Consider the following 25,703-nt stretch of genomic DNA (forward strand, 5'->3'; position numbering starts at 1 on the left):
CGCTTTGGGGCAAGGCTAGCGCCCCGCCCTCAAAGGTTCCAGCGCGATCAGGCGTTTACATCGACAACGACGCGCCCTTTGACCTGACCTGCCAGGATGTCACGCCCCAAAGCAGGCAAATCGGACAGGGTTGCGGGGTTTACCATCGCCTCCAGCTTGTCCATCGGCAGGTCCTTGGCAATCCGTTCCCAGGCGCGCACCCGGTCCGCATAGGGGCGCATCACGGAATCGATGCCCAGCAGGTTCACGCCGCGCAGGATAAAGGGCGTGATCAGCGCGCCCTCGATCGCGGCACCACCAGCCAGACCGACCGCAGCAACCGAAGTGCCGTATTTCATCTGCTTCAGCACGCGGCCCAGCATGGCACCGCCCACGGCATCCACACAGCCCGCCCAGGTTTCCGATTCCAACGGTTTGCGGGTGACTTCGGTCAGATCTTCGCGCGGAACGATCTGAGTGGCGCCCAGCTCGCGCAGGTAATCTTCGGTATCGGGGCGGCCGGTCACGCCTGCCACCTCGTAGCCCAGATTGGCCAGAATCGCCGTGGCGACCGAGCCCACGCCGCCCGCAGCCCCAGTGACCAGAACAGGGCCGTGGCCGGGCTCCATCCCGTGGTCCTCCAGCGCCATCACGCACAGCATCGCGGTGAAACCTGCGGTGCCCACGGCCATGGCCTGACGCGTACTCAGCCCCTTGGGCAGCGGCACCAGCCAGTCGGCGCGCACGCGGGCCTTTTGCGAATATCCGCCCCAGTGCGCTTCGCCGACGCGCCAGCCGGTCAGCACGACCTTGTCGCCGGGTTTATAGCGCGCATCCGAGGATTCTTCGATCGTGCCAGCAAAGTCGATGCCGGGAACATGAGGGTATTTGCGGACCAGACCGCCACCCGGCCCAATGCACAGCCCGTCCTTGTAGTTGACGGTCGAATATTCGACGGCCACCGTCACCTCGGCCTCGGGCAGATCTGCCTCCGAGATCTGCTTGACTGCGGCGTGGGTTTTGCCGTCCTCGTCCTTGTCGACAATCAGTGCGTTGAACATCCCTTGCTCCTCCGATGTTTGGCCTAAAGCCAAGGCCCTTCTTGCGGCATCATGAACAGGTCCGAGGTCCATCCCTGCCCGCCTGCCGCTGTCACCATCCCGTGGATTTGTCCCCGGTGATGCGTTTGATGATTGAAAAAATGGGTGATGCATTGCGCGATGGGCCTGCTGACCTCGGCGTCGGCGGACTGGGAATACCAGACCTGATCGCCGATCAGATCCACCGTGTGCAGCCGCTCGGCCCATTTCAGAATGCGCGCGTCCATAACAAACCGTTCAGCGCTCCAGGCAGCAATCGTTGGCGTCAGGCCGGTGCTGTCAGCGATCCCGCCTTCAGGGCGGGCCGTGTTTTCGAACCGTGCCATCCAAATCCTGTCGCCCCAGATCAAATGGTTCACCGTGTTCAGTATCGAACCAAAAAAGGCCCCACGGTCAGCAGTCACCGTTTCATGGTCCAGCTGTTCAAGCGCGACTTTCATCTGCTTGTTCTGCCAGGCGTTATACCGCGCCATCATCACGCAATAGTCGGGCGAAATCATTCGTGTCCTCCTGTTTTGCATTCAGGCTAGCGGTGTTACCCGGCTGGTTTCAAGTGTTGGGGCTTGTGCATTTGGCCCTGGCTCTTTTAAATGTCTGACAAATAAATGCGCCGCCGCCAAGAAGAAATGTCAGACAAATGAAATCCGACCGAAAGTCCAAGGCCGATCTGTCCGCGCAAATCGCTGAATCCATTCGCAATGCCATCGTCAGCGGCGAATTGATCGTGGATGACCGCCTGCCCTCGGAAACAGAACTGTCCGATCAATTCCAGGTCTCGCGCCCCACGGTGCGCGAGGCGTTGAAGCGTCTGGCGGCACAATCCCTGATTCGCACGCAGCGCGGGGCCACCGGGGGCGCCTTCGTGAACCGGATCAGTTTCCAAGAGGCATACGGCCAGCAGGTCACGACCTCGACCTTGTTGCTGACCATGAACGACGTCAGCTTTGACACCGCCTGCGAGGCACGATTCGCATTGGAGCGCGCCTGCGCCGGGCTGGCCGCACAACGTCGCTCGGCTGATCACCTGGCCACTATGCGGGCCGAGATTCACCGCCAGGGCCAACCGGGCCTGTCCGACGAAAGTTTCTGCGATTCTGACGTGGCCTTTCACCGTGCGCTGGTGGATGCTGCAGGCAACCCCGTGCTGTCCTACCAACTGGCCGGCGCGGTCGAGGCGATGCAGCCCCTGATGAACATGATCACCTTCTCGCAGCGTTCGCGCGCGCAGATTATCGCCCTGCACACAGGCATCGCCGACGCGCTGGAATCGCATGACGGCGAAACAGCCACGGCGCTGCTGAACGACCTGCAAACCTATACCCAGGAACTGGCCGCCAGACGCACTGCCACGAACTAAGGGCTTTTCCTTTGCCGCCGGGATGCCTATATAACTTCTGTCCTTCGGGACTATGGGCATAAACGCGCATGTAATAAACGGATCGGACCCGGGGGCGGTACCCGGCGTCTCCACCAAAATCCTTCATTTGGGGATCATGGGGACGAAACAGGATCGACGAACGCGTAAAGATGTAGCTTTGCTTCGGTGAGATACCACCGTTATCGGTTCAAAATGTACAATTGCAAATGACAATCGTGCTCCGGTCGCAATGGCTGCGTAAGCAGTCGGAGTTACCGAAACTTAAGTCCTTGCGCCTAGCAGCGTAAGGCGGGGTTCGCAGGTACCTGGCAACAGAAACCTGCACTTTCCCCACATTTTGACCTTGAAATACCGGCCCATCGCGCGCCCGTGCCGCAGCGCAAAATTTTCGGCGCCCGCTCTTTTGTTTTGTTCCGAATCCCCTATGCTTTGGGTCGGACTAGCAAGGAACTGGTGATGTCGGACTCCATCGACTATGGCAAGCTGATGCACCGCGCCATGCGCGGGCTGATTCAAGAAGTACTGCAAGACGTGAAACGCGACGGGCTGCCCGGGGCGCATCATTTCTTTATCACTTTCGACACCACGCACCCTGATGCCCTGCTGGCCGATTGGCTGAAAGAGCGCTACCCCTCGGATATGACGGTCGTGATGCAGCACTGGTACGAAGGGCTGGAGGTCACCGACGAGGGGTTCTCGGTCACGCTGAACTTTGGCGACCAGCCTGAACCGCTGTATATCCCCTATGACGCGATCAAGACCTTCGTCGATCCCTCGGTCGAATTCGGCCTGAGGTTTGAATCCAGCGACCCCGACGACGACGAACTGACCGAGGACGACCACGAGGCCCCCCTTGTAGAAGCCGAAGAAGAGGGCGCCCGGCAGCACGACGCCGAGGTTGTCAGCCTGGACCAGTTCCGCAAATAGCTGCACTGACATTTATTTGAAACATAGCTGTGGCATCGCTGCTCGAAAGTCAGAACTCGAGTGGGGATACCAACATGGCGAGCGATTTCGCAGTTTTTCTGGGTCAGATGATCCGCCGTCCAACCGAAGTGGTGGCAATCGCGCCCTCCTCGGCCACCGTGGCGCGCGCAATGACCAAAGGCTTGGAAAACACCACCGGCCCGATCGTGGAAATCGGCCCCGGCACCGGCAGCTTTACCAAGGCCATTCTGGATCGCGGCGTCGCGCCCGAGCGTTTGACGCTGATGGAAATGAACCCCGTCTTCTGCCAGACCCTGCGCGAAAAATTCCCCGGTGTGACAGTCCTGAACCGCCCCGCGCAAGAGATCGCGCAGATCGGCCTGACCAATATCAATACCGTGATTTCCGGCGTTCCGGTGCTGGCACGGCCGCAAATCCAACGCGAGGTCGTGGGCCGGGCGCTGCGCGTGATGGCTCCGGGTGGCGAATTCGTGCAGATCACCTATAGCCCCAACGCGCCGGTCTCGGATCAGATGCAAGCTGAACTGGGTATCAGCGTCGAAAAACGCGCCACTGTGTGGGCCAATTTGCCGCCGGCCAGAGTCTTTGTATTCCGTCGTATACAGCATTGATTTCACCGCCCAGTCAGGTATGTAGTCGGCAATTCCCTTTAGGAGGTTGACCGATGACTGACACCCGCACTGAAACCGACAGCTTTGGCCCGCTCGAAGTCCCCAGCGACAAGTACTGGGGCGCGCAGACGCAACGCTCGATCATGAACTTTCCCATCGGCTGGGAAAAACAGCCCGTCGCCATTGTGCGCGCACTGGGTGTGATCAAAAAAGCCTGCGCCATGGCCAACAAAGCCTCGGGCAGTCTGGACGCCAAGATTGCCGATGCGATCATCCAGGCAGCCGGTGAGGTGTTCGAAGGCAAGTTCGACGACAACTTCCCGCTGGTCGTCTGGCAGACCGGTTCGGGCACCCAGTCGAACATGAACTCGAACGAGGTGATCGCCAACCGCGCCATCGAGATCCTGGGCGGCGTGATCGGTTCCAAAGACCCGGTCCACCCCAATGACCACTGCAACATGGGTCAGTCCAGCAACGACACCTTCCCCACCGCCATGCATATCGCCGCCGCGATGATGGTGCGTGACGTGACCCTGCCCGGCCTGACCAAACTGGCCGAAGGTCTGGAAGCCAAGTCCAAAGAGTTCAAGGACATCATCAAGATCGGCCGGACCCACACCCAGGACGCCACCCCTCTGACCCTGGGACAGGAATTCAGCGGCTACGCCCACATGATCCGTCAGGGCATCGCCCGCATCGAGGCCGCCCTGCCCGGCATTTACGAACTGGCCCAAGGCGGCACCGCCGTCGGCACCGGTCTGAACACCAAGCATGGTTGGGGCGAAACTGTCGCCGCCAACATGGCCGAAATCACCGGCCTGCCCTTCGTCACCGCCCCCAACAAGTTCGAGGCCCTGTCGGCGCATGACGCCATGGTCTTTATGTCGGGCGCCTTGGCCACCGTCGCCGGTTCCATGTATAAGATCGCCAACGACATCCGTTTCCTGGGGTCGGGCCCGCGCTCGGGTCTGGGCGAGCTGATCCTGCCGGAAAACGAGCCCGGCTCCTCGATCATGCCCGGCAAGGTGAACCCCACCCAGGCCGAGGCCATGACCCAGGTCGCCGCCCACGTCATGGGCAACAACGCCGCGATGACCTTTGCCGGTAGCCAGGGCCATTTCGAGCTGAACGTCTACAACCCGATGATGTCCTATAACCTGCTGCAATCCATGCAGTTGTTGGGGGATGTCGCCGACAGCTTTACCGAGCGCATGCTGAACGGCATTCAGGCCAACGAGCCGCGCATCGAAAAGCTGATGAAAGAATCGCTGATGCTGGTCACCGCGCTGGCGCCCACCATTGGTTACGACAACGCCACCAAGGTCGCGAAAACCGCCCATAAAAACGGCACCACCCTGAAGGAAGAGGCCATCGCCCTGGGCTTTGTGGATGAGGCGACCTTTGACGCCGTTGTCCGCCCCGAGCAGATGATCGGCCCCAAGGACTGATGGCTGAACCGGTCAACCTGAACCGGTTTCGAAAGAACAAAGCGCGGGCCGAGAAGAAGGCCCGCGCTGACCAGAACGCGGTGAAATTCGGCCGGACAAAGGCCGAAAAACAGCTGGACCGCACGCAAGCGGACAAGGCCACTCGCGATCTGGACGGAAAGAAGCGCGAATGAGCGACCGCCCCGTCAAACGCTCCCTCACCCTACGCGGCCACCGCACCAGCGTTTCGCTTGAAGATGATTTCTGGCAGGGCTTTCGCGACATCGCCGAAGAGCAGGGCAAGCCCATCAATGTATTGGCCGCCGAGCTGGACGCCGAGCGCGATCTGGAAACGGGTCTGGCCACCGCGATCCGCCTGTTCGTCCTACGCTACTACCGCGATCGTTAACGTTTGGTGATTTTCAGCCAGATCCCGTCGGCCCCGCGCACGGTCAGATGGGCAACCGGCATGGCCGGGCGATCCGCGACGGGTTCGAACCGATAGGCGCGCACCAGCATCGACAGCAGCAGTGGCCCCTCGATCATCGCGAAACCGGCCCCGGTGCAGACCCGTTGACCCGCGGAAAACGGGATAAACGCCTCGCGTAGGCAGGTCTTGCCATTCTCGGTCTGAAAACGCCCCGGATCGAAGTCATCGGGACGGTCCCACAGGCGTTCATGCCGGTGCAGATGCCAGGGGCTTAGCACGATCTGACTGCCCTTGGGCACGTGCCGATCGCGGAATTGTTCAGGGCAGGACGCTTCGCGGACCATCATCGGAACGGGCGGATAAAGGCGCAGCGTTTCGCGGAAAACATCCCTTGATATCTGCAGCTTAGACATATCCGAAAAGTCCGGAACCTCGGGCAGACCCTGCGCTTCGGCGGCCAGACGATCCTGCCATTCGGGATAAAGCGCCAGCAAATACAGCGCCCACGCCAGCGCCGAGGCGCTTGTCTCGTGCCCGGCCAGAAAGAAGATCGCGACCTGATCGACCATCTCGTCCGGGGCAAAGGTCTGGCCTGTTTGCGGGTCCTTCGTGGTCATGATCTTGGTGGCCAGATCGTCCGGGGCCTTGCCCGACCGGATATCCTGCGCGCGCGCGACCGTCAGCTGGGTGATCAACCGCCGAATGGTGCGCGCTGTCTGGCGGGTTCGGCGCGAGTGAAACCGCGGAAACCAGCGTGGCAGAGGCAAAAATGCCCCCAGGTTCAACACCGGTTGTGCGCGTTGATGCTCGCGAAATTCCGAGAAAACCCGCCCGGCGACATCATGTTCAATCGGGATGGAAAACAATGTGCGAAAGATGACATCTGCGGCCGCGTGGCTGGTTTCAGCCTCGATTTCCTGCGGCGCGCCGTCGGCCAAGTGGGCCAGACGCAAAACGGCCGCCTGCCCCGCCTGCACCATCGCGGGAAACACCTCTCGCAGGCGCCCCCCTTCGAATGCGGGGTCAATGATCCGGCGCTGGCGTTTCCAGACCTCGCCGTTTGTGACGAAAACCGAGTTGCCAAGCAGCGGCTTCAACCCCTCGCCAATTCGGCCGGACTTGGGAAAATCATCGGGGCGTTCGCGCAGTACGATGTCCACAAGATGTGGCTGATTGCACAGGAACGAGCGGAAGAACGGCGTGCGAAACTCGGCCATCCAGGCGCGGTACAGACGCGCGGGCTGCGCCGAGAGAATATCCTGCCGAAACAGCTTCATATAGCGCCACAGAGAGACATTCCCGGGCCTTGCCGGAGGTTTTGGAGGCTGCTTCATGGTTTCGTCGACACGAATTTGGACACCGCGCGTTCAATCCGGGACACCGAAGGCTCTTGCCCGCGAAACCTGTCCCGCAGGGTCATCGGACCGGCGGTGATGCGGAAATAGTCATAGTAGTTTGGCCGATCAAAGGCGCAAAGATACTGGAAATGCAGCCGGAAAAACCGACGCTTCAGGCGCGCCCACGTTTCCGGGGACAAGGTCTGAGAGAAGGCCGCCGACAGCACCAGCGGCCATTTCTTGTCGGGCCCGGCGACCCCTGTTACGCCGACCGGGTCACACAGGGCAAATGCGCAACCATCACCGGGGGCGGTCACATCCACCCATGCGATCTGATCTTGCGCGGACAAAAAGGCCAGATCGGCGCGCAGTCTCCAGGCCTGTGGCAGGAACGAGACCATCGGCACCACCTGCCCCAGTGTCAGAAGGTTCAGCGCCGGGCTGCGATCCGGCAGCCCCTCGCGCAACAGATCGGACAGGATCGACACGGCCAGATGCGCGCCCGAGGAATGGCCGATCACCAGAACCTCGTCTGCGTCCCCGTTCAGCGCGGCACGGATTGTGGCGGTGAACTCGGCCATGCGGGCCTCAAGCTCGGGCGGGTTGGACCCCTTAGAGCGCGCAGAATAGGCATAGTCGTGCATCAGGTAATAGGCGTAGAACTTGTTATCCAACTTGCGGAACCACCGAAGGCCCGCCCAGGTCATCAGGGGCCAGGTCAGCGCCCCCACCAGCGTGCCCAGAAGCGCGCCGTTCTGGGGGCTTGTGAACAGGCTCAATAAGGCTTGGCTCAGCAGCCCCAGCGCCCAGGCCAGGCCCAGGCCCGCAGCAAGGCATACAAGCAGCTGCACCAGCAGAAACAACACCGGGTAAAGCGCTGCGATGACCGGGCCCTTGCGCAGCCGCATCAACCGCGCCAGCGCGCCCGTGCCGATATAAACCCAAGCTGTGCGGACCAGTTGCAGATAGGTCGCTGCGATCCCGTGGCTCATGGAATCGCGCACGATGTCAGACCAGACCAGCACTTCGAAATCGGCCTCAACCTGCGCGCCATCCATCTGGCCGGCAACGTGCCAGCCATAGGGGCCCTTGGTGGTCTTGGGTTTCAGGTCAATCTGGTAACCGCTTATCTTTGCTTGGGCGGCCCCTTCTTTGCGATACAGCTCGCGATAGCGGCGCGGATGAATCGGGTCATAGCCGGGAATGTAGAATACCCGACGTTTGCGCACCTGTTTGTTTTGCTCGACTGCACTCATGACGCCCTCTTGTCCGGCAGGCTAGCGCAGGAATTGGACTGATGTAAGGCTTAACCGAGGCTGGCCAGCGCCGGGAATTTTTCCAGCAGCCAGTACGAGAAACTTGAGAAACCGCCGGTCAGCATCAAAAGGCCAATGGTCCACAAAAGCAGGCCCATCACGCGCTCGATCTGCTCCATGTGGCGCTTCATCCAGCCCATCAGTCCGGTCAGGCGCGGCAAGTAGGCAGCAACCAGCAGGAACGGAATACCCAGGCCCGCCGCATAGACCGCCAGCAGCAGCGTGCCACGGGTGATCGAGGCCTCTGAGGCCGCCAGGGACAGGATCGCCCCCAATTGGGGCCCGATGCAAGGCGTCCAGCCAAAGGCAAAGGCAAGCCCCAGAATATAGGCGCCAAAGGCGCTGCCACCGCGATCGCCAGCGTCCAGACGCGCCTCGCGGTCAAGGAATCCGATGCGGTAGACGCCCACGAAATGCGCGCCGAATATCATCACCAGAACGCCCGCAATTGTGTTGAACCAGCCTTGATAGGCCAGGAAAACCGCACCGATAGCCGAGGCCGTGAAGCCCAGAAACAGGAACACGGTCGACAGGCCAAGGACGAAGAATAACGCCGGCGCCAAGGCCGATCTGCTGCGTTCGCCCTGATTCAGCTCGGCCAGAGAAATGCCGCTCATATAGGCCAGATAGGGCGGCACGATGGGCAGCACGCAGGGGCTGAGGAAAGACAGGACCCCGGCGACCAGCGCCACAAGCATGGCAGGCAAAAGGCCCGCGTCGATGATTTCGATTCCGAACATGTGTGTAGGCTTAGGCGAAAATCCGAGCGCGGTCACTGCGACCGAGTTCACAACTGCGTTTTCGAGATAAAAAAACGCCGCCCCAAGGATGGGACGGCGCTTTCATTTGTTTGCTTAGCGGCCGACGCTCCACCAGCCCTTGCGCTTGGGCTTGGGCGGCTCAGAAGGGGCCGGTTCAGCGGCCACGGGCTCGGGCTCGGCTGCCGCGGTGGCCAGCTCGACGACGGGCTCTTCTGTGGGCTCCTCGGCGGGTTGCTCTTCGGCAGGCTCTTCGACGGCCGGTTCAGCGGCGATCTCGGGCTCGGCTTCGGCCGTTTCTTCGGGCGCTTCTGCGGGAGTTTCCTCAGCCGCGTCCTCGGCGGGGGCCTCTTCGGCAGCCGCTTCCTCGGCGACGGACTCAACTGCTTCCGCTTCTGCAGGTGCAGCCTCGCTCACCTCTTCGGCGGCCTCTTCAGTCGGCGCCTCTTGCACAGCTTCAGGGGTCTCATCCGAGGCCTCTTCAGACGTGTTCTCGGTCTCGTTGCCTTCGACCTTGTCCTTCGAGCGCGAGCGGCGACGGCGGCGGCGCTTCTTGGGCTTTTCGTCCTCGGCCTCGGCGCCATCGGCATCTTCCGCAGCTTCGTTCGAGCCTGCCTCGCCCTCGTCTTCGGACTCCTCGGTCTGCGCCTCACCATTGTTCTCGGCGTCGGAGTTTTCCGAATTGCGCGAGCGACGACGGCGACGACGACGGCGCTTCTTGGGCTTATCGTCCTCGGCCTCGGGCTCGGGCACGGTGCTCTCGGCCTCTTCGGCGGCTTGCACGTCCTCGTCGATCTCGTCCATCAGGGTGCTGTCGACGGACACCACGGGCTCTTCGCGCACCACGATATTACGCGAGGCAGTCTTGAACTTCTCCATCGAGAAATCCGGGCTGACCAGCATCGGGTCGCCTTCAATCCGCACCGACAGACCATAGCGCGCTTCGATCTGAGCGACGTGTTCGCGTTTCTGGTTCATGATGAAGTTGGCAATGCCCACCGGGCATTTGATCAGCACTTCGCGCGTGCGGCGGCGGGTGCCCTCTTCTTCGATCTGGCGCAGGATGGACAGGGCCAGGTTATCGTCCGAGCGGATCAGACCAGTGCCATGACAGGCGGGACAGGGCTGCGTTGTTGCCTCGATCATGCCGGGGCGCAGACGCTGACGGCTCATTTCCATCAGGCCGAAACCACTGATGCGGCCCACCTGGATGCGGGCGCGGTCAGATTTCAGCTTGTCCTTCATCCGCTTTTCGACGGCGGCGTTGTTCTTACGCTCGTCCATGTCGATAAAGTCGATGACGATCAGGCCAGCAAGGTCACGCAGACGCAGCTGGCGGGCAACTTCTTCGGCGGCCTCCAGGTTTGTCTTCAGCGCGGTTTCCTCGATCGAGCCTTCCTTGGTGGCCCGGCCCGAGTTCACGTCGATCGCCACCAGCGCTTCGGTCACGCCGATCACGATATACCCGCCCGAGCGCAGCTGCACCGTCGGGTTGAACATCGAGCTGAGGTAGCTTTCCACCTGGTAACGCGCGAACAGCGGCATCGCCTCTTGGTAATGCTTCACGTTCTTGGCGTGGGACGGCATGATCATCTTCATGAAGTCCTTGGCGATGCGGTAACCGCGTTCGCCCTCGACATGGACCTCGTCAATCTCGCGGTTATACAGGTCGCGGATCGAGCGTTTGATCAGGTCGCCTTCTTCATAGATCTTGGCGGGCGCGATGGATTTCAGCGTCAGCTCGCGGATCTGTTCCCACATGCGCTGCAGGTATTCATAATCGCGCTTGATCTCGGATTTGGTGCGTTTGGCACCAGCGGTCCGAACGATCAGACCAGCGCCCGAGGGCACGTCGATCTCGTTCGCGATTTCCTTCAATTTCTTGCGGTCGGCGGCGTTGGTGATCTTGCGGCTGATACCACCGCCACGGGCGGTGTTCGGCATCAGAACGCAATAGCGACCGGCCAGCGACAGATAAGTGGTCAGGGCCGCACCCTTGTTGCCGCGTTCTTCTTTAACGACCTGGACCAACAGGATCTGACGGACCTTGATGACTTCCTGGATCTTGTAGCGGCGCGGACGGGGTTTGCGGCGCGGACGGATCTCTTCCGAGTCGTCCTGTTCAGCCACGTCCTCGATGTCGGTGTCCTTATCGACGGGTTGCGTCGGTGCGTCTTCGTCTTCACCGTTTTCGTCGCCGTTGTCTTCGCCGTTTTCGTCGCCGTTTTCGTCGCCGTTAGTTTCGGCACTGTCCTTGGCTTCAGCATCGTCCGACGGTTTTTCGGCGGCGTCTTCGCTGGCCTCGGCAGCCTCAGCAGAGGCTTCTTCTGCGGCCGCTTCGGGGGCGTTTTCTTCGGCAGTGGCAGCTTCAGCAGCTTCCGGCTCGGCCTCGGTGGCTGCGTCTTCCGCAGTTTCGTCGGCAGGCTCTTCCACAGGCGTTTCAGCCACGCGTTCCATCGGTGAGACACCTTCGTCTGCAGACGGTTCGGCGCCGATCTCTTCACTGGCTTGGGTATCGTTTTCACCCTCGTCCAGATCGATGGTTTCCATCCCGGCGATTTCGGCCGCGGGGGTTTCTTCCTTGGTCTCTGCAGTCTCTTCGCTTACTTCGCGGGTGGCGACAGCATCATTGTTTTTGCTCGAGGCCGCCTTGGAGCGCGACCGGCGGCGACGCTTGGGTTTGCGATCTTCTTCCTCGTCCTCGGCTTTCTGGGCCTCAGCATAGGCACGCTCTTCTTCCATCAGAGCTTCGCGGTCTGCGACCGGGATCTGGTAATAGTCGGGATGAATCTCCGAGAACGCCAGGAAACCATGACGGTTTCCGCCATAGTCCACGAACGCTGCCTGCAGCGAAGGTTCGACGCGTGTTACTTTTGCAAGATAGATGTTGCCAGCAAGCTGGCGTTTGTTTTCGGATTCAAAGTCAAATTCCTCGACCTTGTTTCCGTCCACCACCACGACGCGGGTTTCTTCCGCGTGGGTGGCGTCGATGAGCATTTTCTTAGCCATGTTATCCGTTTGCACTGCGGCACAGCCCCCTGACCCGGTGGGCGGGGGCGTTGCGGCAGGTGTCTGTCAGGGGCGAATGCGGTCGCGCGGCAGGGCAGGCCGGTTTCGGCCCCTGCTCTCACTCTTAGGTGTCTCGCGCGCCTCATCGCGTTTCTTCTCCGACGGTTCCGCTTTGTCGATGCGGTCCGCCCATTCATTGCCCGTCAGGCCTTGTTCAGGTCGCGGGCGTTTATCATGCCTTGTCAAAGGCCAATCGGTCTGCAAGGTGGGACCGGTTTTGTTGACGGTCGTCCGATCATGCAGCGAATCTCATGCGGCGGGCATAACAAAACCATGCCAATCGCCGTTCTATCAACATAAGGGGTGCTGGGGATAAAATACAATATGCAAAATACCTTTGCGTCCTAATCCCTGACCAATTTCGCGAATTTCGCCTGTCGCGTGATCTTCATCGGGCCGTTTCACGCCTGTTACAGGTGCTTTGCGCGGGCGTCACACAGGCCGGGCACCCCTGAGCCATTGAGATTTCCAACCCGGAGACTGCCCGATGAAAACCCTGAGCCTCAGCGTTCTGGCCCTGACAGCCCTGACCGCCCCTGCCCTTGCCGACCGGATCGAGCTGGGCCCCCGCCCCGCCTATCTGATCGACGCGATGCCCGAAAGCGCGCTGAAAACCAAGCTGGCCTCCTGCGCCGACATGGAGCCGATCCGTTCGGACTTCTCGATCGGGCACCGTGGCGCGGCGATGATGTTCCCCGAACATACCGTCGAAAGCTACACCGCTGCGGCCCGCATGGGTGCTGGCATTCTGGAATGCGACGTGACCTTTACCAAGGACAAGGAACTGGTCTGCCGTCACGCCCAGAACGACCTGCACACCACCACCAACATCCTGGCCTCGGACCTGGCGGACACCTGCGTGCAGCCCTTCACCGTTGCCGACGGCAAAGCCTCGGCCGAGTGCCGCACCTCCGAGCTGACCCTGGCGCAGTTCAAGACCCTGAACGGTAAAATGGACGCCGCCAACAAAGCCGCGACCGACGTTGCGGGTTACATGGACGGCACTGCTGGCTGGCGCACCGATCTGTATGCCACCACCGGCACCGTGATGACCCACGCCGAGTCCATCGCTCTGTTCAAGGATCTGGGCACCAAGTTCACGCCCGAACTGAAATCGCCCGCGGTTCAGATGCCCTTCGACGGCTTCACCATGGACGACTATGCCCAGAAGATGATCGACGAATACAAGGCCGCTGGTGTGGACCCCAAAAACGTCTGGGCGCAAAGCTTTGACCTGGATGTGGTGAAATATTGGATCAAGGCCGAGCCCGAGTTTGGCGCACAGGCCGTGTACCTGATGGACGAGTACGACATCGACGGCTATTCCGCGATGGACGAGGCCACCTGGCCCAACACCATGGCCGAGCTGAAATCCATGGGCGTGAACTATATCGCCCCGCCGATGTGGATGCTGGTGACCACCGAAAACGGCCAGATCGTGCCCTCGACCCTGGCGATCAAAGCCAAAGAGGCCGAACTGGAAATCATCACCTGGACCCTGGAACGCTCGGGCCCGCTGGCAAACGGCGGCGGCTGGTACTTCCAATCGATCAAGGACGTGACCAACAACGATGGCGTCTATTTCGAGCTGCTGGACGTCCTGGCCCAAGACGTCGGCATCGCCGGCATGTTCTCGGACTGGCCCGCGACCACCACCTACTACGCCTCTTGCATGGCCCAGCAGGCGAACTAAGCGTTACTGGTCTTTAGAAAGCACCCTCGCTGAAATCAGCGGGGGTGTATTTCTTTGGGAACGTCGGTTCAGCGGACGAAGCTGCCGTTGCAAGTTACCTGCCAAAAATGCGAGACAACAGGCTTGGCTTTTTCTCAGGCTCGTTCGGGAAGATGATATTAAACACCTCGACATCCTCAGCTTCTAAATGATCTTCGTGCCTGAAGCCTATCTCAAGTGCAGGCAGGTCTAAGGGGATTTCGAAGATGTAGTCCACGTTCTCATCTGTATTCTTTTGGGTCTGGAAATGGCTTTGCTTCAACTCTGCAAATGCTTCTGGAAGTTCGCCAACTTCGGTCAAATCAAATCTGTCTTCACCATCTCCGGCGTGGGTCACTTTCCACAACTGGTGTCCATCCTGCCAAAGCTCCGAGGAACTCCACATGCATGTTTCGTTCACTTCGCATATATACGTTCGATGCTTTTGAGAAAGTTCGACGACCTGTTCTTTTGCGCTTTGTCCGAAGCCTTCATCTTCAGACCAAAGGATAGTCCAACCGCTACTCTTAAGTTTCGCTGCCCACCAATCGCCATCGGGCATCTCGTCTACCTGATCACCTTGGTTAAGACCTAACTTCTCAATCAGTTCCTCTGGCGGCGATTCACTGGCGAGATAGCAAATGCGAAATCCCATTACATACTCCAAATCAATTTGACGGTCTTTAGCAGCATAGTCATCAGCCTACAAATCTAGTCGCAACACTTGGTAAGTTTGGGCTCAAACCAGACATTCGAACTTCTGTGGCACCACTGATCGCGCATGATCAGCGGCACTGCGTGTCAGGGTGACCCGCAAAGCCCTTATCCCAGGTAGTCCGCGCGTTGCAGGCCGTATTTGGCCATTTTCTCGTTCAGGGTGCGGCGCGGCAGGCAGAGTTCCTCCATCACCGAGGCGATTGATCCCTTGTGGCGGCGCATTGTGTTGTCGATCAGCATCCGCTCGAACGCCTCGACGTATTCCTTCAGCGGTTTGCCTTCGGTCGTCATCACGGGCTGCATTTCGTCGTGATCGGCCATCAGAAGCGAGGTGATCGTCCCGCTGCCCCGGCGCGATTGCAGCACGGCGCGTTCGGCGATGTTGATCAGCTGGCGCACATTGCCGGGCCACGGGGCCTGAAGCAGCTGCGCGGCCTCTTGCGCGCTGACCTTGGGCGCGTCACAGCCGTACTCTTCGGAGAATTGCTCGGACAGGCGGGTGAACAGGGTCAGGATATCCTCGCCGCGTTGGCGCAGCGGCGGCAGGGTGATGCGCAGGGCGGCCAGACGGTAGAACAGGTCGGGGCGCAGGGCGTCCTCGCAGGTGCGGTCCTGTTCCTGCATGTTGCAGATGGCGACGATGCGGGTTTCGGGCGGAGTGCCCTGATCGTTGATCACGCTTAGCAGACGGGCTTGCAGGCTGTCTGACAGGGCCTCGACGTCCTCCAGCACCAGGGTGCCACCACGCGCCTCTTCGATGGCGGGCAACTGGCTGTCTTCAGGCAGCATGGGGCCAAAGAGGCGCTTGGACAGCGCGTCTTCGTCCCAGGCGGAACACGAGATCAGCACGAATTTCTTACCGGCCCGCGCACCAACGGCGTGCAAGGCATGGGCGACCAGCGTTTTACCGGTGCCGGTTTCGCCGTCGATCAGGACATGGCCGTCGGCCTGGCCCAGATCCAAGATATCCTCTTTCAGACGTTCCATCACCGGAGAGGCACCGATCAGTTTCTTCATCAACTGGCCGCCATCGGACAGCTCTTTGCGCAGGGCGCGGTTGTCCAGCGTCAGGCGGCGCGCGTTGGTGGCCTTTTTAGCCAGTTCGGTCATGCGATCGGGGTTAAAGGGCTTTTCAAGGAAATCATAAGCGCCCACGCGCATCGCCTCGACCGCCATGGGCACATCGCCATGGCCGGTGATCATGATGACCGGCAGCGCGCTGTCAGAGCCCATCAGCTTTTTCAGGAACTGCATCCCGTCCATGCCGGGCATCTTGATGTCGGAGATCACGATGCCGGGATATTCCGGGCCAAGCGCCTTCAGCGCGTCCTCGGCGCTGGCAAAGGTTTCGGTGTCATAGCCCGACAAGGCCAGCCATTGGCTGATGGACTGACGCATGTCCTGTTCGTCATCCACAATCGCGATTTTCATCACTTTCGACATAGGGGGGTTACTCCGCCGCTTCTATTTCTGTGTCACTGGTTAAAATAGGCAACTGCATCTCGAATACAGCCCCCCCGCCCTCGGCATTTCGGGCGGTTAGTCGCCCACCAAGGTCGCTGACGATGCCCGAGGAGATGGCCAGACCCAGCCCCACGCCCTCGCCCGGTTTCTTGGTGGTGTAGAAAGGCTCGAACAGCTCGTCCAGATCGTCAATCCCGTGGCCGTTGTCGCGCACCGTCAGGGTTGCCGTCTCGCCTGCGGCCAGGATGATGTCAATTTCCGGCTGGTCCACAGATTGCGTTGCATCCAGCGCATTGCGCAGCAGGTTGATCATCACCTGCTCGACCCGCACGCGGTCCGCCATTACCTTCACCGGCGTTTCCGGAATGGATCGGCTGATGCGCACATGCCTGTTTTTCAACTGCGGTTCCATCATGGACAGGGCCGAGGACAGCGCATCGCCCATGTTGACCTCTTGGAACTGATCGCCGCCTTTGCGCGCGTAACTTTTCAGCTGACGGGTGATCGAGCCCATCCGCCCAATCAGGTCATCAATGCGTTGAAACGAAGAAAGAGCCTCTTCGGGGCGGTTACGGGTCAACAGCAGCTTCGCCCCCGCCAGATAGGTTTTCATCGCGGCCAAGGGCTGATTCAATTCGTGGCTGACGGCGGCCGACATCTCGCCCAAGGCGGCCAGTTTCTGGCTTTGCGCAAGGGTTTGTTCGGCGACGGCAAGGGTTTCCTGCACCCGCTCACGCTCGGCGATTTCCCGCCGCAGACGGGCGTTCAATGCGCGAAGTTCTGCCGACTCGCGCTGGAACAGGGCCATCCGCAACGCCGTCTTGCGGGACAGAAAGTAGAAGGCCAGCGCCAGGAAGATGGCGAATCCCATGATCTCCAGCGCCAGGAACCCGTTCACCTTTTCCCGGACGCTATCGTATGTTGTGAAGCTGGTTATGCGCCAGCCGCGGAACGGGATGCGGCTGTCCATGCGCATCACGGCTTCGCCCTGCACATAAGCATCCGCGGGGATCGCTGTCCAATCGGCGGTGGCCTGAATGGCCCGCTGGATCGCGCTTTCGGGGGGATCGACGCGCAGGGCCTCGTCCTCGGACAAGCCACGCCAGCGCGGTTCGGACGCCAGGATGATGGTACCGGTGCTATCGCTGACCATGACTGCGTCGGAAATCCCGGCCCAGGCCCGCTCGAATTTCTGCAAGTCCACCTCGACAAGGATCACACCAGCCACTTCGGACTGACTGTCGATCCGGCGCGAATAGGTAAAGCTGTAGCCGCCGCTTTCGCGCCTGAGCACGGTAAACACCGTGTCCGAGGCCCGCACCGCGTTCAGAAAATACGCATCCTGCCGGTGTTGCGAGCCCAGACGGTTGCGATCGGTCGCCGCCACCGCGCGCCCGTCCTTGTCCAGCAGCATCAGGCTGGCGGCGCCGATCTCGTCGACAAAGGAGATCAGCCGCTGCGTGGATTGCGAGTAATCGGCTGAGTTCAGCGCCCCGATCAGCGCCGCGTCCCGTGCCAGCAATTGCGGCACGATGGCGTTTCGGCGCAGCTCGGACAGAAGGTTGCCGCCATAAAGCGCCAGACGCAGCTCGGCCCGGTTGCGGGTATTCTGGGTAAAGCGATCCGTCAGCAGGTTATTGGTGACGACCACGGTGACCACGGCCAGAACCGTCAGAGCCAGCAACGCCACACGCACCCGCCACGAAATCGGGCCGGTGCGTTCAGGCAAATTGGGGGTCTCTTCGGTGGCAGCCATGCCCCAAGGTACGACGGGGCGCGGGCAGCCTCAAGTCACGCGGTGACAAGCTGATCCATCAACGCGCGGAACATTGCCACCCCATCGGTGCCGCCATGGCGGGCATCCGCTGCCCGTTCGGGGTGAGGCATCATGCCCAGCACCCGGCGGTTCTTGGAAATCACGCCCGCAATATCCGCGACCGAGCCGTTGGGGTTGTCGGTATAGGTAAAGGCGATACGGCCTTCGTCCTTCAGCTGTGCCAGCTTTTCATCGGTGACAAAATAGTTGCCATCGTGGTGCGCGATCGGAATGTTGATCACCTGCCCGGCCTCATAGCCCGAGGTGAACGCCGTGTCAGCGTTTTCCACCTTCAGACCCACGGTCTTGCAGATGTATTTCAAATTGGCATTGCGGCGCAGCGCACCGGGCAGGATGCCGGTTTCGGTCAGAATCTGAAAGCCGTTGCAGATGCCGATGGCATAGCCGCCGCGTTCGGTATGCGCGATCAGCGACTTGCAGATCGGCGAGTTGGCCGCAATGGCCCCGCACCGCAGATAATCGCCGAACGAAAACCCGCCGGGCACGCCGACGATGTCGATATCGCCGGGCAGTTCGGTGTCCTTGTGCCAGACCATGCTGACCTCGGCGCCGGCCTGCTCGAAAGCAACGGCAAGATCACGGTCGCAGTTGGACCCGGGGAATACGATGACGGCGGCTTTCATGGCGCGGGCTCCTGTCCGGATCAGTTCAGTTCGATCGAGTAGCTTTCGATGACGGTGTTCGCCAACAGCTTCTCGCACATCTCTTTGACGGTGGCCTCGGTGGTGCCCTCGGCCAGATCCAGTTCGATCACCTTGCCCTGACGGACGCCTTCGACGCCGTCAAAGCCCAGCTGGCCCAATGCGTGGCGCACGGCCTCGCCCTGCGGGTCCAGAACGCCGTTCTTCAGCATGACATGAACTCGAGCTTTCATCAGTCTTTCCTTATCTCGCAGCTAGATCAGTTGATCAGGGTCGGTTTGATGGGGGTCGCGCCCTTGGGCAGAACGCCCAGGCGACGGGCCACTTCGGTATAGGCGTCGGTCAGGCTGCCCAGGTCGCGGCGGAACACGTCCTTGTCCAGCTTTTCGCCGGTTTCCAGGTCCCACAGGCGGCAGCTGTCGGGGCTGATTTCATCGGCAACAACCAAACGCTGGAAATCACCTTCGAAAACGCGGCCAATCTCGATCTTGAAGTCGACCAGTTTGATGCCAACGCCATACATGACGCCCGACAGAAAATCGTTTACCCGCAAGGCGAGTGACAGGATATCGTCCATGTCCTGCTGGCTGGCCCAGCCAAAGGCGGCGATATGTTCCTCGGTGACCAGCGGGTCGCCCAGTTTATCGTCTTTATAGCAATATTCCACGATCGGGCGCGGCAGTTGCGTACCTTCTTCGATGCCCAGACGTTTGGACATGGATCCGGCGGCATAGTTACGAACGATCACCTCCAGCGGGATGATCTCGCAGCTGCGCACCAGTTGTTCGCGCATGTTCAGCCGTTTCAGGAAATGCGTCGGCACGCCCACGTTGGCCAGACCCAGCATGAAATATTCGGACAGCAGGTTGTTCAGAACGCCCTTGCCTTCGATGACGTCCTTCTTCTCGGCATTGAACGCGGTTGCGTCATCCTTGAAGTACTGGACAATGGTCCCGGGCTCGGGGCCTTCATACAGAGTCTTCGCTTTGCCTTCGTAGATTTTCTTGCGCCGTGCCATGGCCACTCCATCGCTGTGGCCGGGATGAGTCCCGGGTTTTGCGCCCTCTTAGTCTATGGGAGGCCCTGTCGCAAGAGAGCGCGCACGGAATGCCCGTTTGATGCCCGCTTGCCCCTTGCGCCGCGCGCGTCATACAGGCATATCAGTTCTAACACCAACGTCAGCCGAGGACACTGGAATGACCACCTTTGACGATCGCGAACACGCATTCGAAGCCAAATTTGCCCATGATGAAGAAATGGTTTTCAAAGCCGAAGCCCGCACCAACAAAAAGTTGGGCCTTTGGGCGGCCGAGCTGCTGGGCAAATCGGATGACGAAGCCGAAGAATATGCCAAGACGGTGATTATCGCGGACTTCGAAGAAGCCGGCCACGAGGACGTGATCCGCAAAGTTGCCGCCGATCTGGAAGGCAAGGCCGACGCAGACACCATCCGCGCCAAACGCGCCGAGCTGCTGGCCATCTCGAAAGAAGAGATCATGAACGAAGTCTAAGGGCTTTGATTTCAAAAACTTAAGGGAAACGCGGTCCAGTCGGCCGCGTTTTTCTTTTGGCGCTGACCCTTGAAGGCGGCGGTCACGCTCAAGACTTTCGTGAGCAATATGAATTTGCGCTTTGCCCCCAAACATGACAGGAAGCGGCAAAATTCGCCCACCCTGAGGAACCGAAAATGACCAATGCACTTTCGAAACTGCTGGAAACCCGCGACTGGCTGATGGCCGATGGCGCGACGGGCACGAACCTGTTCAACATGGGTCTCAGCTCGGGCGATGCGCCCGAATTGTGGAATGAAGAGCATCCCGACCGCATCAAGAAACTGTATTCGGGCGCTGTGGATGCCGGCTCGGATCTGTTCCTGACCAACTCGTTTGGCGGCAATGCCTCGCGTCTGAAGCTGCACGGCGCCGAAAAACGGGCGCGCGAATTGTCGCGGATGAGCGCCGAGATCGGCCGCGAGGTCGCCGATGCCTCGGGTCGCACCGTGATCGTGGCTGGTTCCGTTGGTCCCACCGGCGAGATTTTCGCCCCCATGGGCCCGATGACCCACGAAACCGCCGTTGAGATTTTTCACGAACAGGCCGAGGGCCTGAAAGAGGGCGGCGCAGACGTTCTGTGGCTGGAAACCATCTCGGCCCCCGAAGAATACAAGGCCGCCGCCGAGGCCTTTGCCCTGGCCGACATGCCTTGGTGTGGCACCATGAGCTTTGACACCGCCGGACGCACCATGATGGGTGTCACCTCGGCTGCGATGGTGGATATGGTCGAAAAACTGGCCAACCCACCGCTGGCCTTTGGCGCGAACTGCGGGGTTGGCGCGTCTGACCTGCTGCGCACCGTGCTGGGCTTTGCCGCTCATGGCACCGAACGTCCCATCATTGCCAAGGGCAACGCGGGCATCCCCAAATACCATGACGGCCACATCCACTATGATGGCACGCCCGAGCTAATGGCCGAATACGCCGTTCTGGCCCGTGATGCCGGCGCCACGATCATCGGCGGTTGTTGCGGCACCATGCCCGAGCACCTGTCGGCCATGCGCGCGGCGCTGGAAACCCGCGAACGCGGCCCCCGCCCCTCGCTTGAGCTGATCACCGAAAAACTTGGGGGATTTTCCTCTGCCTCTGATGGCACGGGCGACGAAGCCGAGGCCCCAAGCAGCGGTCGTCGCGGCTCGCGCCGCCGCCGGGGTTGATCATGTCGCCGCGCAAACAGGCTCTGATCGATTTCCTGGATCGGATCTGGGCGCAACAAGATTTGTCAGCGATTCCTGAATTTATCGCTGACAGCTATACAATCCACAATGATCCCGGCGACCCTTGGGAGGGACAAACCCTTTCACATCAAGGGTTTGCGGACAGGTTAGTCAAATCGCGCAGCCTTGCGCCGGATCAGCGCTTTACGCCTGTGCACATGATCGAAGAAGATGACACGATCGCGCTGGCATGGACATGGACGGGCACTCATCTGGGCGATATGCCCGGCATCCCGGCCACCGGCAAACGCATCCAGATGACCGGGCTGACCGTCTATAGTTTCCAGGGCAACCGTCTGAGTGGCCACTGGCAGGTCGCAGACCGCCTGGGGGTCTACCAGCAACTGACTGCGCCTCAGAGCAACGACAACTGATCACCTTTTCGAGGTGAAAGGCGAAACAGGTCGCACCGCAGGGACGGTTGCGCCCGATCCAGCCCGAGCTTGCGTTCGACCAGCCGAAACCGCGTGGCGATCATGCGGGCATACTCGCCCGAGCCGCGCATCCGGCGGCCCCATTCAGCGTCATAGTCCCGCCCGCCGTGCATTTCGCGGACCCGCGCCATGATCCGGGCCGCGCGCAGGGGGAAATGCTGCTCCAACCATTCGCGGAACAGGGGCGCAACCTCCAACGGCAGGCGCAGCATGATCCAACTGGCTGCATCCGCCCCCGCGTCTTTGCCCGCTTGCAGCAGTGCCTCAATCTCGTGGTCATTCAACATCGGCACGATGGGCGAGGTCATCACCCGCACCGGCACCCCTGCCCCGGTCAACGCACGGATCATCGCCAGCCGCCGCTTGGGCGAAGGCACCCGAGGCTCCATCACCCGCGCCAGACCGGCGTCCAGCGTGGTCACCGACACCCCAACCCGTACCAATCCCTGAGCCGCCATCGGGGCCAGTATGTCCAGATCCCGCTCGATCAGCGTGCCCTTGGTGACGATCGCCACTGGGTGGTTGAAGGCCTGCAAAACCTTCAGACAAGCGCGCATCACGCCCTGATCCCGTTCGATCGGTTGATAGGGATCGGTGTTGGTGCCGATGGCAATCGGCGCGACCTTGTAGGACCGCTTGCGCAGCTCTTGAGCCAGAACCCGTGGCGCCTCGGGCCGGGCCACCAATTGCGTTTCGAAATCCAACCCCGCAGAGAGCCCCAAAAAGGCATGGGTGGGCCGGGCAAAACAATAAATACAGCCATGCTCGCAGCCGCGATAGGGATTCAGGGTGCGATCGAACGGCAAATCGGGCGAGCGGATGTAATTTATCACGCTGCGTGGCCGCTCCATGCGCACAGTGGTTCGGATCGGCGGCAGCTCTTCGGGGATGTCCCAGCCATCATGGGCCCGCACATGCGAGACCCCCTCGAACCGTCCGGTTCGATTGCTGACAGCGCCCCGTGCCCTCCGCCGAACCGGGTCAATCTGATCTGTTTCATCCCAGTTCATCCGCAAATTATGAACAAAACAAGAACATTTGCAATCATCGTCACAATCATCGTGAAGATTTTTCAATCCACCTTTGGAACTTTCCTCTCTATAAGTCGGAACCAGAACACGGCCTGTCGCAATTTGCGCAGCTTGCGCGCGCGATTAGGCCCAAGTCTTCATACAGATAGGATCATGGCGGCCCCCGCCCTCATCAAGGAAACGCGCAATGTCGGAAGATCAAGACGACCTCATCCTGGCAGACCTGAACAACGAGGAACTGGTCGAACAGATGTTCGACGACCTCTATGACGGCATGAAAGACGAGATCGAAGAAGGCGTGAACATCCTGCTGGAGCGCGGATGGGAACCCTACAAGATCCTGACCGAAGCCCTGGTTGGCGGCATGACCATCGTCGGCAACGATTTCCGTGACGGCATCCTGTTCGTCCCCGAGGTGCTGCTGGCTGCCCAGGCAATGAAGGGCGGCATGGCCATCCTGAAACCGCTGTTGGTTGAAACCGGCGCGCCGCGCATGGGCAAGATGGTCATCGGCACCGTCAAGGGCGACATCCACGACATCGGCAAGAACCTTGTCTCGATGATGATGGAGGGCGCGGGCTTCGAGGTCGTCGATCTGGGTATCAACACCGATGCGGACGAATACCTGACCGCACTGGAAACCGAAGGCGCCGACATCCTTGGCATGTCCGCCCTGCTGACCACCACCATGCCCTATATGAAAACGGTGATCGATACGCTGGCCGAACAGGGCAAACGCGACGACTATATCGTGCTGGTGGGCGGCGCTCCGCTGAACGAGGAATTCGGCAAGGCAATTGGCGCTGACGCCTATTGTCGTGACGCGGCTGTCGCCGTGGAAACCGCCAAGGACTTCATCGCGCGCAAGCACAACCAGCTCAGCGCCTAACCCCAGAACGGCCCGCCTCGCGCGGGCCCCCGCGTTTCATGAGCCTGCCCGATGATCAAAGCCTGACTACCCAAGGCCTCGCTCCCGCGCAGGCCAGCGGCCGGGTTCTGATCATCGCCTGCGGGGCGCTGGCCCATGAAATCCTGGCCCTTATCCGCCTCAATGGCTGGTCCCACATGGACCTGACCTGCCTACCGGCAATCCTGCACAACCACCCCGAGCGGATCGCGGATGCCGTTGACCAGGCCATCAACAAACATCGCCACACGCACGATCACCTGTTCGTTGCCTACGCCGACTGCGGCACCGGAGGCGCCTTGCAACAGGTCTGCGACCGCCACAATGTGCAGATGATCGCCGGCCCGCATTGCTATGCCTTCTTTGAAGGGCTCGACCAGTTCGCCGGTCATCAGGACGAAATCACCGCCTTCTACCTCACCGATTTCCTGACCCGGCAATTCGACGCCTTCGTCTGGAAACCCCTTGGGCTGGACCGCCATCCGGACCTGCGAGACATGTATTTTGGCCATTACACCAAACTGGTCTACCAGGCCCAGACCGACGACCCGCAGCTTACCGCCAAGGCCCAGGACTGCGCCCTCCGCCTCGGCCTCCAGTTCGAACGCCGCTTCACCGGCTACGGGGACCTAAGCACCGCCCTCGCCAACCAAGCGTGACCCCATCCATCCGGATTTGGGGGAATGCGCCGCAGGCGCAGGGGGCATCGCCCCAAACCGCTTCGGCGCAGGCCGAAGCTCCCTATGCGTGGCGCAGCCACTCCGCGGGATTACGCGGCAGCGGCCACCTGACCAATCCGCTCGATCATCGCGCGCAGCCCGTTCGAACGTTGCGCCGACAGGTGATCATTCAGCCCCAGCCGTGCCAGCTCGGCCTGTGCGTCCACCCGCGTCACCTCGTCCACACTCAACCCGTTGAACAAGCTGCGCAGTACCGCGATCAGTCCCCGCACGATCAGCGCATCACTGTCCCCGTCAAACGAGAACACGCCCCCTTCGATCTTGGGGTGCAGCCACACCTGGCTGGCGCATCCGTCCACTTTGGTGGCGGGCACTTTCAGTGCCTCGTCCAGCGGCTCCATCGCCTTGCCCTGTTCGATGACATAGCGATAACGGTCTTCCCAATCCTCCAGGAATTCGAAATCCTCGACGATTGCTTCGAATGCTTCGGTGGCCATTTTCATGTCTCTCCGGCGGCGGTAATTGGCGTGTCCATGGCCTAGCGCCCCCTTGGCCGAAGGTCCAGCCCCGCCTTGCGTCTTTTCAAGCCCCCTCGGATAGGGTAACCCGTTGTGCAAAGTGATAAAGGCGAATGCGATGCGCAAATCTCTTCTGACCCTGACCGTGGCGGCCCTGGTGCTTAGCGGGTGCGGCAATTCCCGGCTGAACCCATTTAACTGGTTCGGGCGTGGCCAGCCCGCCGCCCCCGTGGCCGTTTCCGGAGAGACGAACCCGCTGATTCCCCTGGGCCGCAACGGTCGCCCGCTGACCAAAGAGGCCCCCTATCTGGGCGCCCCGATCGCGCAGGTCACCGAGGTCCGGGTCGAGCGCGTCCCCGGCGGCGCCATCGTCCGCGCCACGGGCATCGGTCATTACCAGCAGTCCTTTGATGTGCAACTGACCCCGCTGAACGACGGGCAGGCCGTGAATGGCACCATCAGCTATCGCTTTGATGCCTATGTTCCCCCTGCGGGCAACCGCGTGGTCGGTGCACCCAGCAGCCGGCAGCTGACCGCTGCGGCTTTCCTGACGGATAACGAGCTTGCCGGCGTGCGGAAAATCCGCGTCGAATCAAAGGGTAACGCTTTGGAATCGCGCCGCTAATCCGGCGGCGCCTAT

The 25,703-nt window shown here is 60.8% G+C and carries 27 protein-coding genes and 1 other RNA gene; 14 read left to right on the plus strand and 14 right to left on the minus strand.

The window, feature by feature from the left end; translation table 11 throughout:
* Positions 1–47: 47 nt before the first annotated feature.
* Positions 48–1,040: an acryloyl-CoA reductase gene (gene acuI / locus ACOQOQ_RS14825; RefSeq protein ID WP_420567763.1), complete on the minus strand. Its 993-nt coding sequence runs from the start codon at positions 1,038–1,040 to the stop codon at positions 48–50.
* A gap of 23 nt (positions 1,041–1,063) precedes the next feature.
* A complete protein-coding gene (locus ACOQOQ_RS14830) occupies positions 1,064–1,579 on the minus strand; it encodes a DinB family protein (RefSeq protein WP_420567764.1) in 516 nt (171 codons plus the stop codon).
* A gap of 137 nt (positions 1,580–1,716) precedes the next feature.
* On the opposite strand from ACOQOQ_RS14830, the gene ACOQOQ_RS14835 reads away from it, so the two are divergent.
* The 7 genes from ACOQOQ_RS14835 (at position 1,717) to ACOQOQ_RS14865 (ending at position 5,852) form a co-directional block, all read left to right on the plus strand.
* Entirely contained in the window at positions 1,717–2,436 is a 720-nt protein-coding gene (locus tag ACOQOQ_RS14835) for a FadR/GntR family transcriptional regulator (protein WP_420567765.1), read from the plus strand.
* Positions 2,437–2,783, plus strand: a transfer-messenger RNA (tmRNA) gene (gene ssrA, locus ACOQOQ_RS14840).
* A 130-nt stretch (positions 2,784–2,913) separates the two neighbouring features.
* Entirely contained in the window at positions 2,914–3,384 is a 471-nt protein-coding gene (locus tag ACOQOQ_RS14845) for an SspB family protein (RefSeq protein ID WP_420567766.1), read from the plus strand.
* A 74-nt stretch (positions 3,385–3,458) separates the two neighbouring features.
* A complete protein-coding gene (locus ACOQOQ_RS14850; RefSeq protein WP_420567767.1) occupies positions 3,459–4,016 on the plus strand; it encodes a class I SAM-dependent methyltransferase in 558 nt (185 codons plus the stop codon).
* A 53-nt stretch (positions 4,017–4,069) separates the two neighbouring features.
* Positions 4,070–5,464 carry a class II fumarate hydratase gene (gene fumC / locus ACOQOQ_RS14855; protein WP_420567768.1) on the plus strand — a complete coding sequence of 465 codons (1,395 nt, stop codon included), beginning with the start codon at positions 4,070–4,072 and terminating at the stop codon, positions 5,462–5,464.
* Positions 5,464–5,637: a DUF4169 family protein gene (locus ACOQOQ_RS14860; protein ID WP_420567769.1), complete on the plus strand. Its 174-nt coding sequence runs from the start codon at positions 5,464–5,466 to the stop codon at positions 5,635–5,637. The genes fumC and ACOQOQ_RS14860 overlap by 1 nt, the downstream gene beginning before the upstream one ends.
* A complete protein-coding gene (locus tag ACOQOQ_RS14865) occupies positions 5,634–5,852 on the plus strand; it encodes a ribbon-helix-helix domain-containing protein (RefSeq protein ID WP_420567770.1) in 219 nt (72 codons plus the stop codon). Before ACOQOQ_RS14860 ends, ACOQOQ_RS14865 begins: the two co-directional genes overlap by 4 nt.
* Here the strand turns inward: ACOQOQ_RS14865 and ACOQOQ_RS14870 are convergent.
* The 4 genes from ACOQOQ_RS14870 to ACOQOQ_RS14885 all read right to left on the minus strand — a co-directional run bounded on the left by ACOQOQ_RS14870 (position 5,849) and on the right by ACOQOQ_RS14885 (position 12,293).
* Complete coding sequence (locus tag ACOQOQ_RS14870) at positions 5,849–7,207, minus strand: cytochrome P450 (RefSeq protein ID WP_420567771.1); 1,359 nt, start codon at positions 7,205–7,207, stop codon at positions 5,849–5,851. The two genes, ACOQOQ_RS14865 and ACOQOQ_RS14870, sit on opposite strands and share 4 nt — an antisense overlap.
* Entirely contained in the window at positions 7,204–8,466 is a 1,263-nt protein-coding gene (locus ACOQOQ_RS14875) for a hypothetical protein (protein WP_420567772.1), read from the minus strand. Before ACOQOQ_RS14875 ends, ACOQOQ_RS14870 begins: the two co-directional genes overlap by 4 nt.
* A gap of 50 nt (positions 8,467–8,516) precedes the next feature.
* Complete coding sequence (locus ACOQOQ_RS14880; protein ID WP_420567773.1) at positions 8,517–9,266, minus strand: cytochrome c biogenesis CcdA family protein; 750 nt, start codon at positions 9,264–9,266, stop codon at positions 8,517–8,519.
* A 114-nt stretch (positions 9,267–9,380) separates the two neighbouring features.
* On the minus strand, positions 9,381–12,293 hold the full coding sequence (locus ACOQOQ_RS14885) for an Rne/Rng family ribonuclease (protein WP_420567774.1): 2,913 nt from the start codon (positions 12,291–12,293) through the stop codon (positions 9,381–9,383).
* 547 nt (positions 12,294–12,840) lie between these two features.
* On the opposite strand from ACOQOQ_RS14885, the gene ACOQOQ_RS14890 reads away from it, so the two are divergent.
* A complete protein-coding gene (locus ACOQOQ_RS14890; RefSeq protein ID WP_420567775.1) occupies positions 12,841–14,046 on the plus strand; it encodes a glycerophosphodiester phosphodiesterase family protein in 1,206 nt (401 codons plus the stop codon).
* A 94-nt stretch (positions 14,047–14,140) separates the two neighbouring features.
* On the opposite strand, the gene ACOQOQ_RS14895 is transcribed toward ACOQOQ_RS14890, so the two are convergent.
* The 6 genes from ACOQOQ_RS14895 to purC all read right to left on the minus strand — a co-directional run bounded on the left by ACOQOQ_RS14895 (position 14,141) and on the right by purC (position 19,741).
* Positions 14,141–14,719, minus strand: a complete 579-nt coding sequence (locus ACOQOQ_RS14895; RefSeq protein WP_420567776.1) for a hypothetical protein — start codon at positions 14,717–14,719, stop codon at positions 14,141–14,143.
* A gap of 167 nt (positions 14,720–14,886) precedes the next feature.
* Positions 14,887–16,224, minus strand: a complete 1,338-nt coding sequence (locus ACOQOQ_RS14900) for a sigma-54-dependent transcriptional regulator (RefSeq protein WP_420567777.1) — start codon at positions 16,222–16,224, stop codon at positions 14,887–14,889.
* A gap of 7 nt (positions 16,225–16,231) precedes the next feature.
* Positions 16,232–18,001, minus strand: a complete 1,770-nt coding sequence (locus ACOQOQ_RS14905; RefSeq protein WP_420567778.1) for a sensor histidine kinase — start codon at positions 17,999–18,001, stop codon at positions 16,232–16,234.
* 35 nt (positions 18,002–18,036) lie between these two features.
* Positions 18,037–18,705 (minus strand): phosphoribosylformylglycinamidine synthase subunit PurQ, encoded by a 669-nt coding sequence (purQ, locus tag ACOQOQ_RS14910; protein WP_420567779.1) that lies wholly within the window; start codon positions 18,703–18,705, stop codon positions 18,037–18,039.
* A 20-nt stretch (positions 18,706–18,725) separates the two neighbouring features.
* The gene (purS, locus tag ACOQOQ_RS14915) at positions 18,726–18,956 is read right to left on the minus strand and encodes a phosphoribosylformylglycinamidine synthase subunit PurS (RefSeq protein ID WP_420567780.1); all 231 of its coding nucleotides are present in this window, start codon (positions 18,954–18,956) and stop codon (positions 18,726–18,728) included.
* 26 nt (positions 18,957–18,982) lie between these two features.
* Positions 18,983–19,741 carry a phosphoribosylaminoimidazolesuccinocarboxamide synthase gene (gene purC, locus ACOQOQ_RS14920; protein WP_420567781.1) on the minus strand — a complete coding sequence of 253 codons (759 nt, stop codon included), beginning with the start codon at positions 19,739–19,741 and terminating at the stop codon, positions 18,983–18,985.
* A 178-nt stretch (positions 19,742–19,919) separates the two neighbouring features.
* Between purC and ACOQOQ_RS14925 the strand changes: the two genes are divergently transcribed.
* From ACOQOQ_RS14925 to ACOQOQ_RS14935, 3 genes are all read left to right on the plus strand, one after another.
* On the plus strand, positions 19,920–20,234 hold the full coding sequence (locus ACOQOQ_RS14925) for a DUF1476 domain-containing protein (RefSeq protein WP_420567782.1): 315 nt from the start codon (positions 19,920–19,922) through the stop codon (positions 20,232–20,234).
* 176 nt (positions 20,235–20,410) lie between these two features.
* Positions 20,411–21,433, plus strand: coding sequence for a betaine--homocysteine S-methyltransferase (bmt, locus tag ACOQOQ_RS14930; RefSeq protein ID WP_420567783.1), 1,023 nt, complete (start codon positions 20,411–20,413; stop codon positions 21,431–21,433).
* A gap of 2 nt (positions 21,434–21,435) precedes the next feature.
* A complete protein-coding gene (locus ACOQOQ_RS14935; protein WP_420567784.1) occupies positions 21,436–21,867 on the plus strand; it encodes an ester cyclase in 432 nt (143 codons plus the stop codon).
* Here ACOQOQ_RS14935 and ACOQOQ_RS14940 read toward each other — a convergent pair.
* Positions 21,849–22,937 (minus strand): PA0069 family radical SAM protein, encoded by a 1,089-nt coding sequence (locus ACOQOQ_RS14940; RefSeq protein WP_420567785.1) that lies wholly within the window; start codon positions 22,935–22,937, stop codon positions 21,849–21,851. The two genes, ACOQOQ_RS14935 and ACOQOQ_RS14940, sit on opposite strands and share 19 nt — an antisense overlap.
* A 208-nt stretch (positions 22,938–23,145) precedes the next feature.
* On the opposite strand from ACOQOQ_RS14940, the gene ACOQOQ_RS14945 reads away from it, so the two are divergent.
* Both ACOQOQ_RS14945 and ACOQOQ_RS14950 read left to right on the plus strand, forming a co-directional pair.
* Entirely contained in the window at positions 23,146–23,847 is a 702-nt protein-coding gene (locus ACOQOQ_RS14945) for a corrinoid protein (protein WP_420567786.1), read from the plus strand.
* 38 nt (positions 23,848–23,885) lie between these two features.
* Positions 23,886–24,524 (plus strand): DUF1638 domain-containing protein, encoded by a 639-nt coding sequence (locus tag ACOQOQ_RS14950; protein WP_420567787.1) that lies wholly within the window; start codon positions 23,886–23,888, stop codon positions 24,522–24,524.
* A gap of 110 nt (positions 24,525–24,634) precedes the next feature.
* Here the strand turns inward: ACOQOQ_RS14950 and ACOQOQ_RS14955 are convergent, their stop codons facing one another.
* A complete protein-coding gene (locus ACOQOQ_RS14955) occupies positions 24,635–25,042 on the minus strand; it encodes a SufE family protein (protein WP_420567788.1) in 408 nt (135 codons plus the stop codon).
* Positions 25,043–25,181: 139 nt separating this feature from the next.
* Between ACOQOQ_RS14955 and ACOQOQ_RS14960 the strand changes: the two genes are divergently transcribed.
* Complete coding sequence (locus tag ACOQOQ_RS14960) at positions 25,182–25,688, plus strand: hypothetical protein (RefSeq protein WP_420567789.1); 507 nt, start codon at positions 25,182–25,184, stop codon at positions 25,686–25,688.
* Positions 25,689–25,703: the final 15 nt, after the last annotated feature.

Origin of the sequence: Thalassovita sp. (assembly GCF_965218685.1) — a bacterium.
Lineage (GTDB): Bacteria > Pseudomonadota > Alphaproteobacteria > Rhodobacterales > Rhodobacteraceae > Thalassobius.

What these genes read in the sequence shown, in the direction of transcription:
- ACOQOQ_RS14925 (WP_420567782.1), top strand. Translation starts at nt 19,920, where the DNA reads ATGACCACCTTTGACGATCGCGAACACGCATTCGAAGCCAAATTTGCC.
- bmt (WP_420567783.1), top strand. Translation starts at nt 20,411, where the DNA reads ATGACCAATGCACTTTCGAAACTGCTGGAAACCCGCGACTGGCTGATG.
- acuI (WP_420567763.1), bottom strand. Translation starts at nt 1,040, where the DNA reads ATGTTCAACGCACTGATTGTCGACAAGGACGAGGACGGCAAAACCCAC.
- ACOQOQ_RS14875 (WP_420567772.1), bottom strand. Translation starts at nt 8,466, where the DNA reads ATGAGTGCAGTCGAGCAAAACAAACAGGTGCGCAAACGTCGGGTATTC.
- ACOQOQ_RS14865 (WP_420567770.1), top strand. Translation starts at nt 5,634, where the DNA reads ATGAGCGACCGCCCCGTCAAACGCTCCCTCACCCTACGCGGCCACCGC.
- ACOQOQ_RS14870 (WP_420567771.1), bottom strand. Translation starts at nt 7,207, where the DNA reads ATGAAGCAGCCTCCAAAACCTCCGGCAAGGCCCGGGAATGTCTCTCTG.
- ACOQOQ_RS14880 (WP_420567773.1), bottom strand. Translation starts at nt 9,266, where the DNA reads ATGTTCGGAATCGAAATCATCGACGCGGGCCTTTTGCCTGCCATGCTT.
- ACOQOQ_RS14830 (WP_420567764.1), bottom strand. Translation starts at nt 1,579, where the DNA reads ATGATTTCGCCCGACTATTGCGTGATGATGGCGCGGTATAACGCCTGG.
- ACOQOQ_RS14850 (WP_420567767.1), top strand. Translation starts at nt 3,459, where the DNA reads ATGGCGAGCGATTTCGCAGTTTTTCTGGGTCAGATGATCCGCCGTCCA.
- ACOQOQ_RS14860 (WP_420567769.1), top strand. Translation starts at nt 5,464, where the DNA reads ATGGCTGAACCGGTCAACCTGAACCGGTTTCGAAAGAACAAAGCGCGG.
- ACOQOQ_RS14890 (WP_420567775.1), top strand. Translation starts at nt 12,841, where the DNA reads ATGAAAACCCTGAGCCTCAGCGTTCTGGCCCTGACAGCCCTGACCGCC.
- ACOQOQ_RS14945 (WP_420567786.1), top strand. Translation starts at nt 23,146, where the DNA reads ATGTCGGAAGATCAAGACGACCTCATCCTGGCAGACCTGAACAACGAG.
- fumC (WP_420567768.1), top strand. Translation starts at nt 4,070, where the DNA reads ATGACTGACACCCGCACTGAAACCGACAGCTTTGGCCCGCTCGAAGTC.
- ACOQOQ_RS14905 (WP_420567778.1), bottom strand. Translation starts at nt 18,001, where the DNA reads ATGGCTGCCACCGAAGAGACCCCCAATTTGCCTGAACGCACCGGCCCG.
- ACOQOQ_RS14885 (WP_420567774.1), bottom strand. Translation starts at nt 12,293, where the DNA reads ATGGCTAAGAAAATGCTCATCGACGCCACCCACGCGGAAGAAACCCGC.
- ACOQOQ_RS14940 (WP_420567785.1), bottom strand. Translation starts at nt 22,937, where the DNA reads ATGAACTGGGATGAAACAGATCAGATTGACCCGGTTCGGCGGAGGGCA.
- ACOQOQ_RS14900 (WP_420567777.1), bottom strand. Translation starts at nt 16,224, where the DNA reads ATGTCGAAAGTGATGAAAATCGCGATTGTGGATGACGAACAGGACATG.
- purS (WP_420567780.1), bottom strand. Translation starts at nt 18,956, where the DNA reads ATGAAAGCTCGAGTTCATGTCATGCTGAAGAACGGCGTTCTGGACCCG.
- purC (WP_420567781.1), bottom strand. Translation starts at nt 19,741, where the DNA reads ATGGCACGGCGCAAGAAAATCTACGAAGGCAAAGCGAAGACTCTGTAT.
- ACOQOQ_RS14895 (WP_420567776.1), bottom strand. Translation starts at nt 14,719, where the DNA reads ATGGGATTTCGCATTTGCTATCTCGCCAGTGAATCGCCGCCAGAGGAA.
- ACOQOQ_RS14955 (WP_420567788.1), bottom strand. Translation starts at nt 25,042, where the DNA reads ATGGCCACCGAAGCATTCGAAGCAATCGTCGAGGATTTCGAATTCCTG.
- purQ (WP_420567779.1), bottom strand. Translation starts at nt 18,705, where the DNA reads ATGAAAGCCGCCGTCATCGTATTCCCCGGGTCCAACTGCGACCGTGAT.
- ACOQOQ_RS14935 (WP_420567784.1), top strand. Translation starts at nt 21,436, where the DNA reads ATGTCGCCGCGCAAACAGGCTCTGATCGATTTCCTGGATCGGATCTGG.
- ACOQOQ_RS14835 (WP_420567765.1), top strand. Translation starts at nt 1,717, where the DNA reads ATGAAATCCGACCGAAAGTCCAAGGCCGATCTGTCCGCGCAAATCGCT.
- ACOQOQ_RS14845 (WP_420567766.1), top strand. Translation starts at nt 2,914, where the DNA reads ATGTCGGACTCCATCGACTATGGCAAGCTGATGCACCGCGCCATGCGC.
- ACOQOQ_RS14960 (WP_420567789.1), top strand. Translation starts at nt 25,182, where the DNA reads ATGCGCAAATCTCTTCTGACCCTGACCGTGGCGGCCCTGGTGCTTAGC.
- ACOQOQ_RS14950 (WP_420567787.1), top strand. Translation starts at nt 23,886, where the DNA reads ATGAGCCTGCCCGATGATCAAAGCCTGACTACCCAAGGCCTCGCTCCC.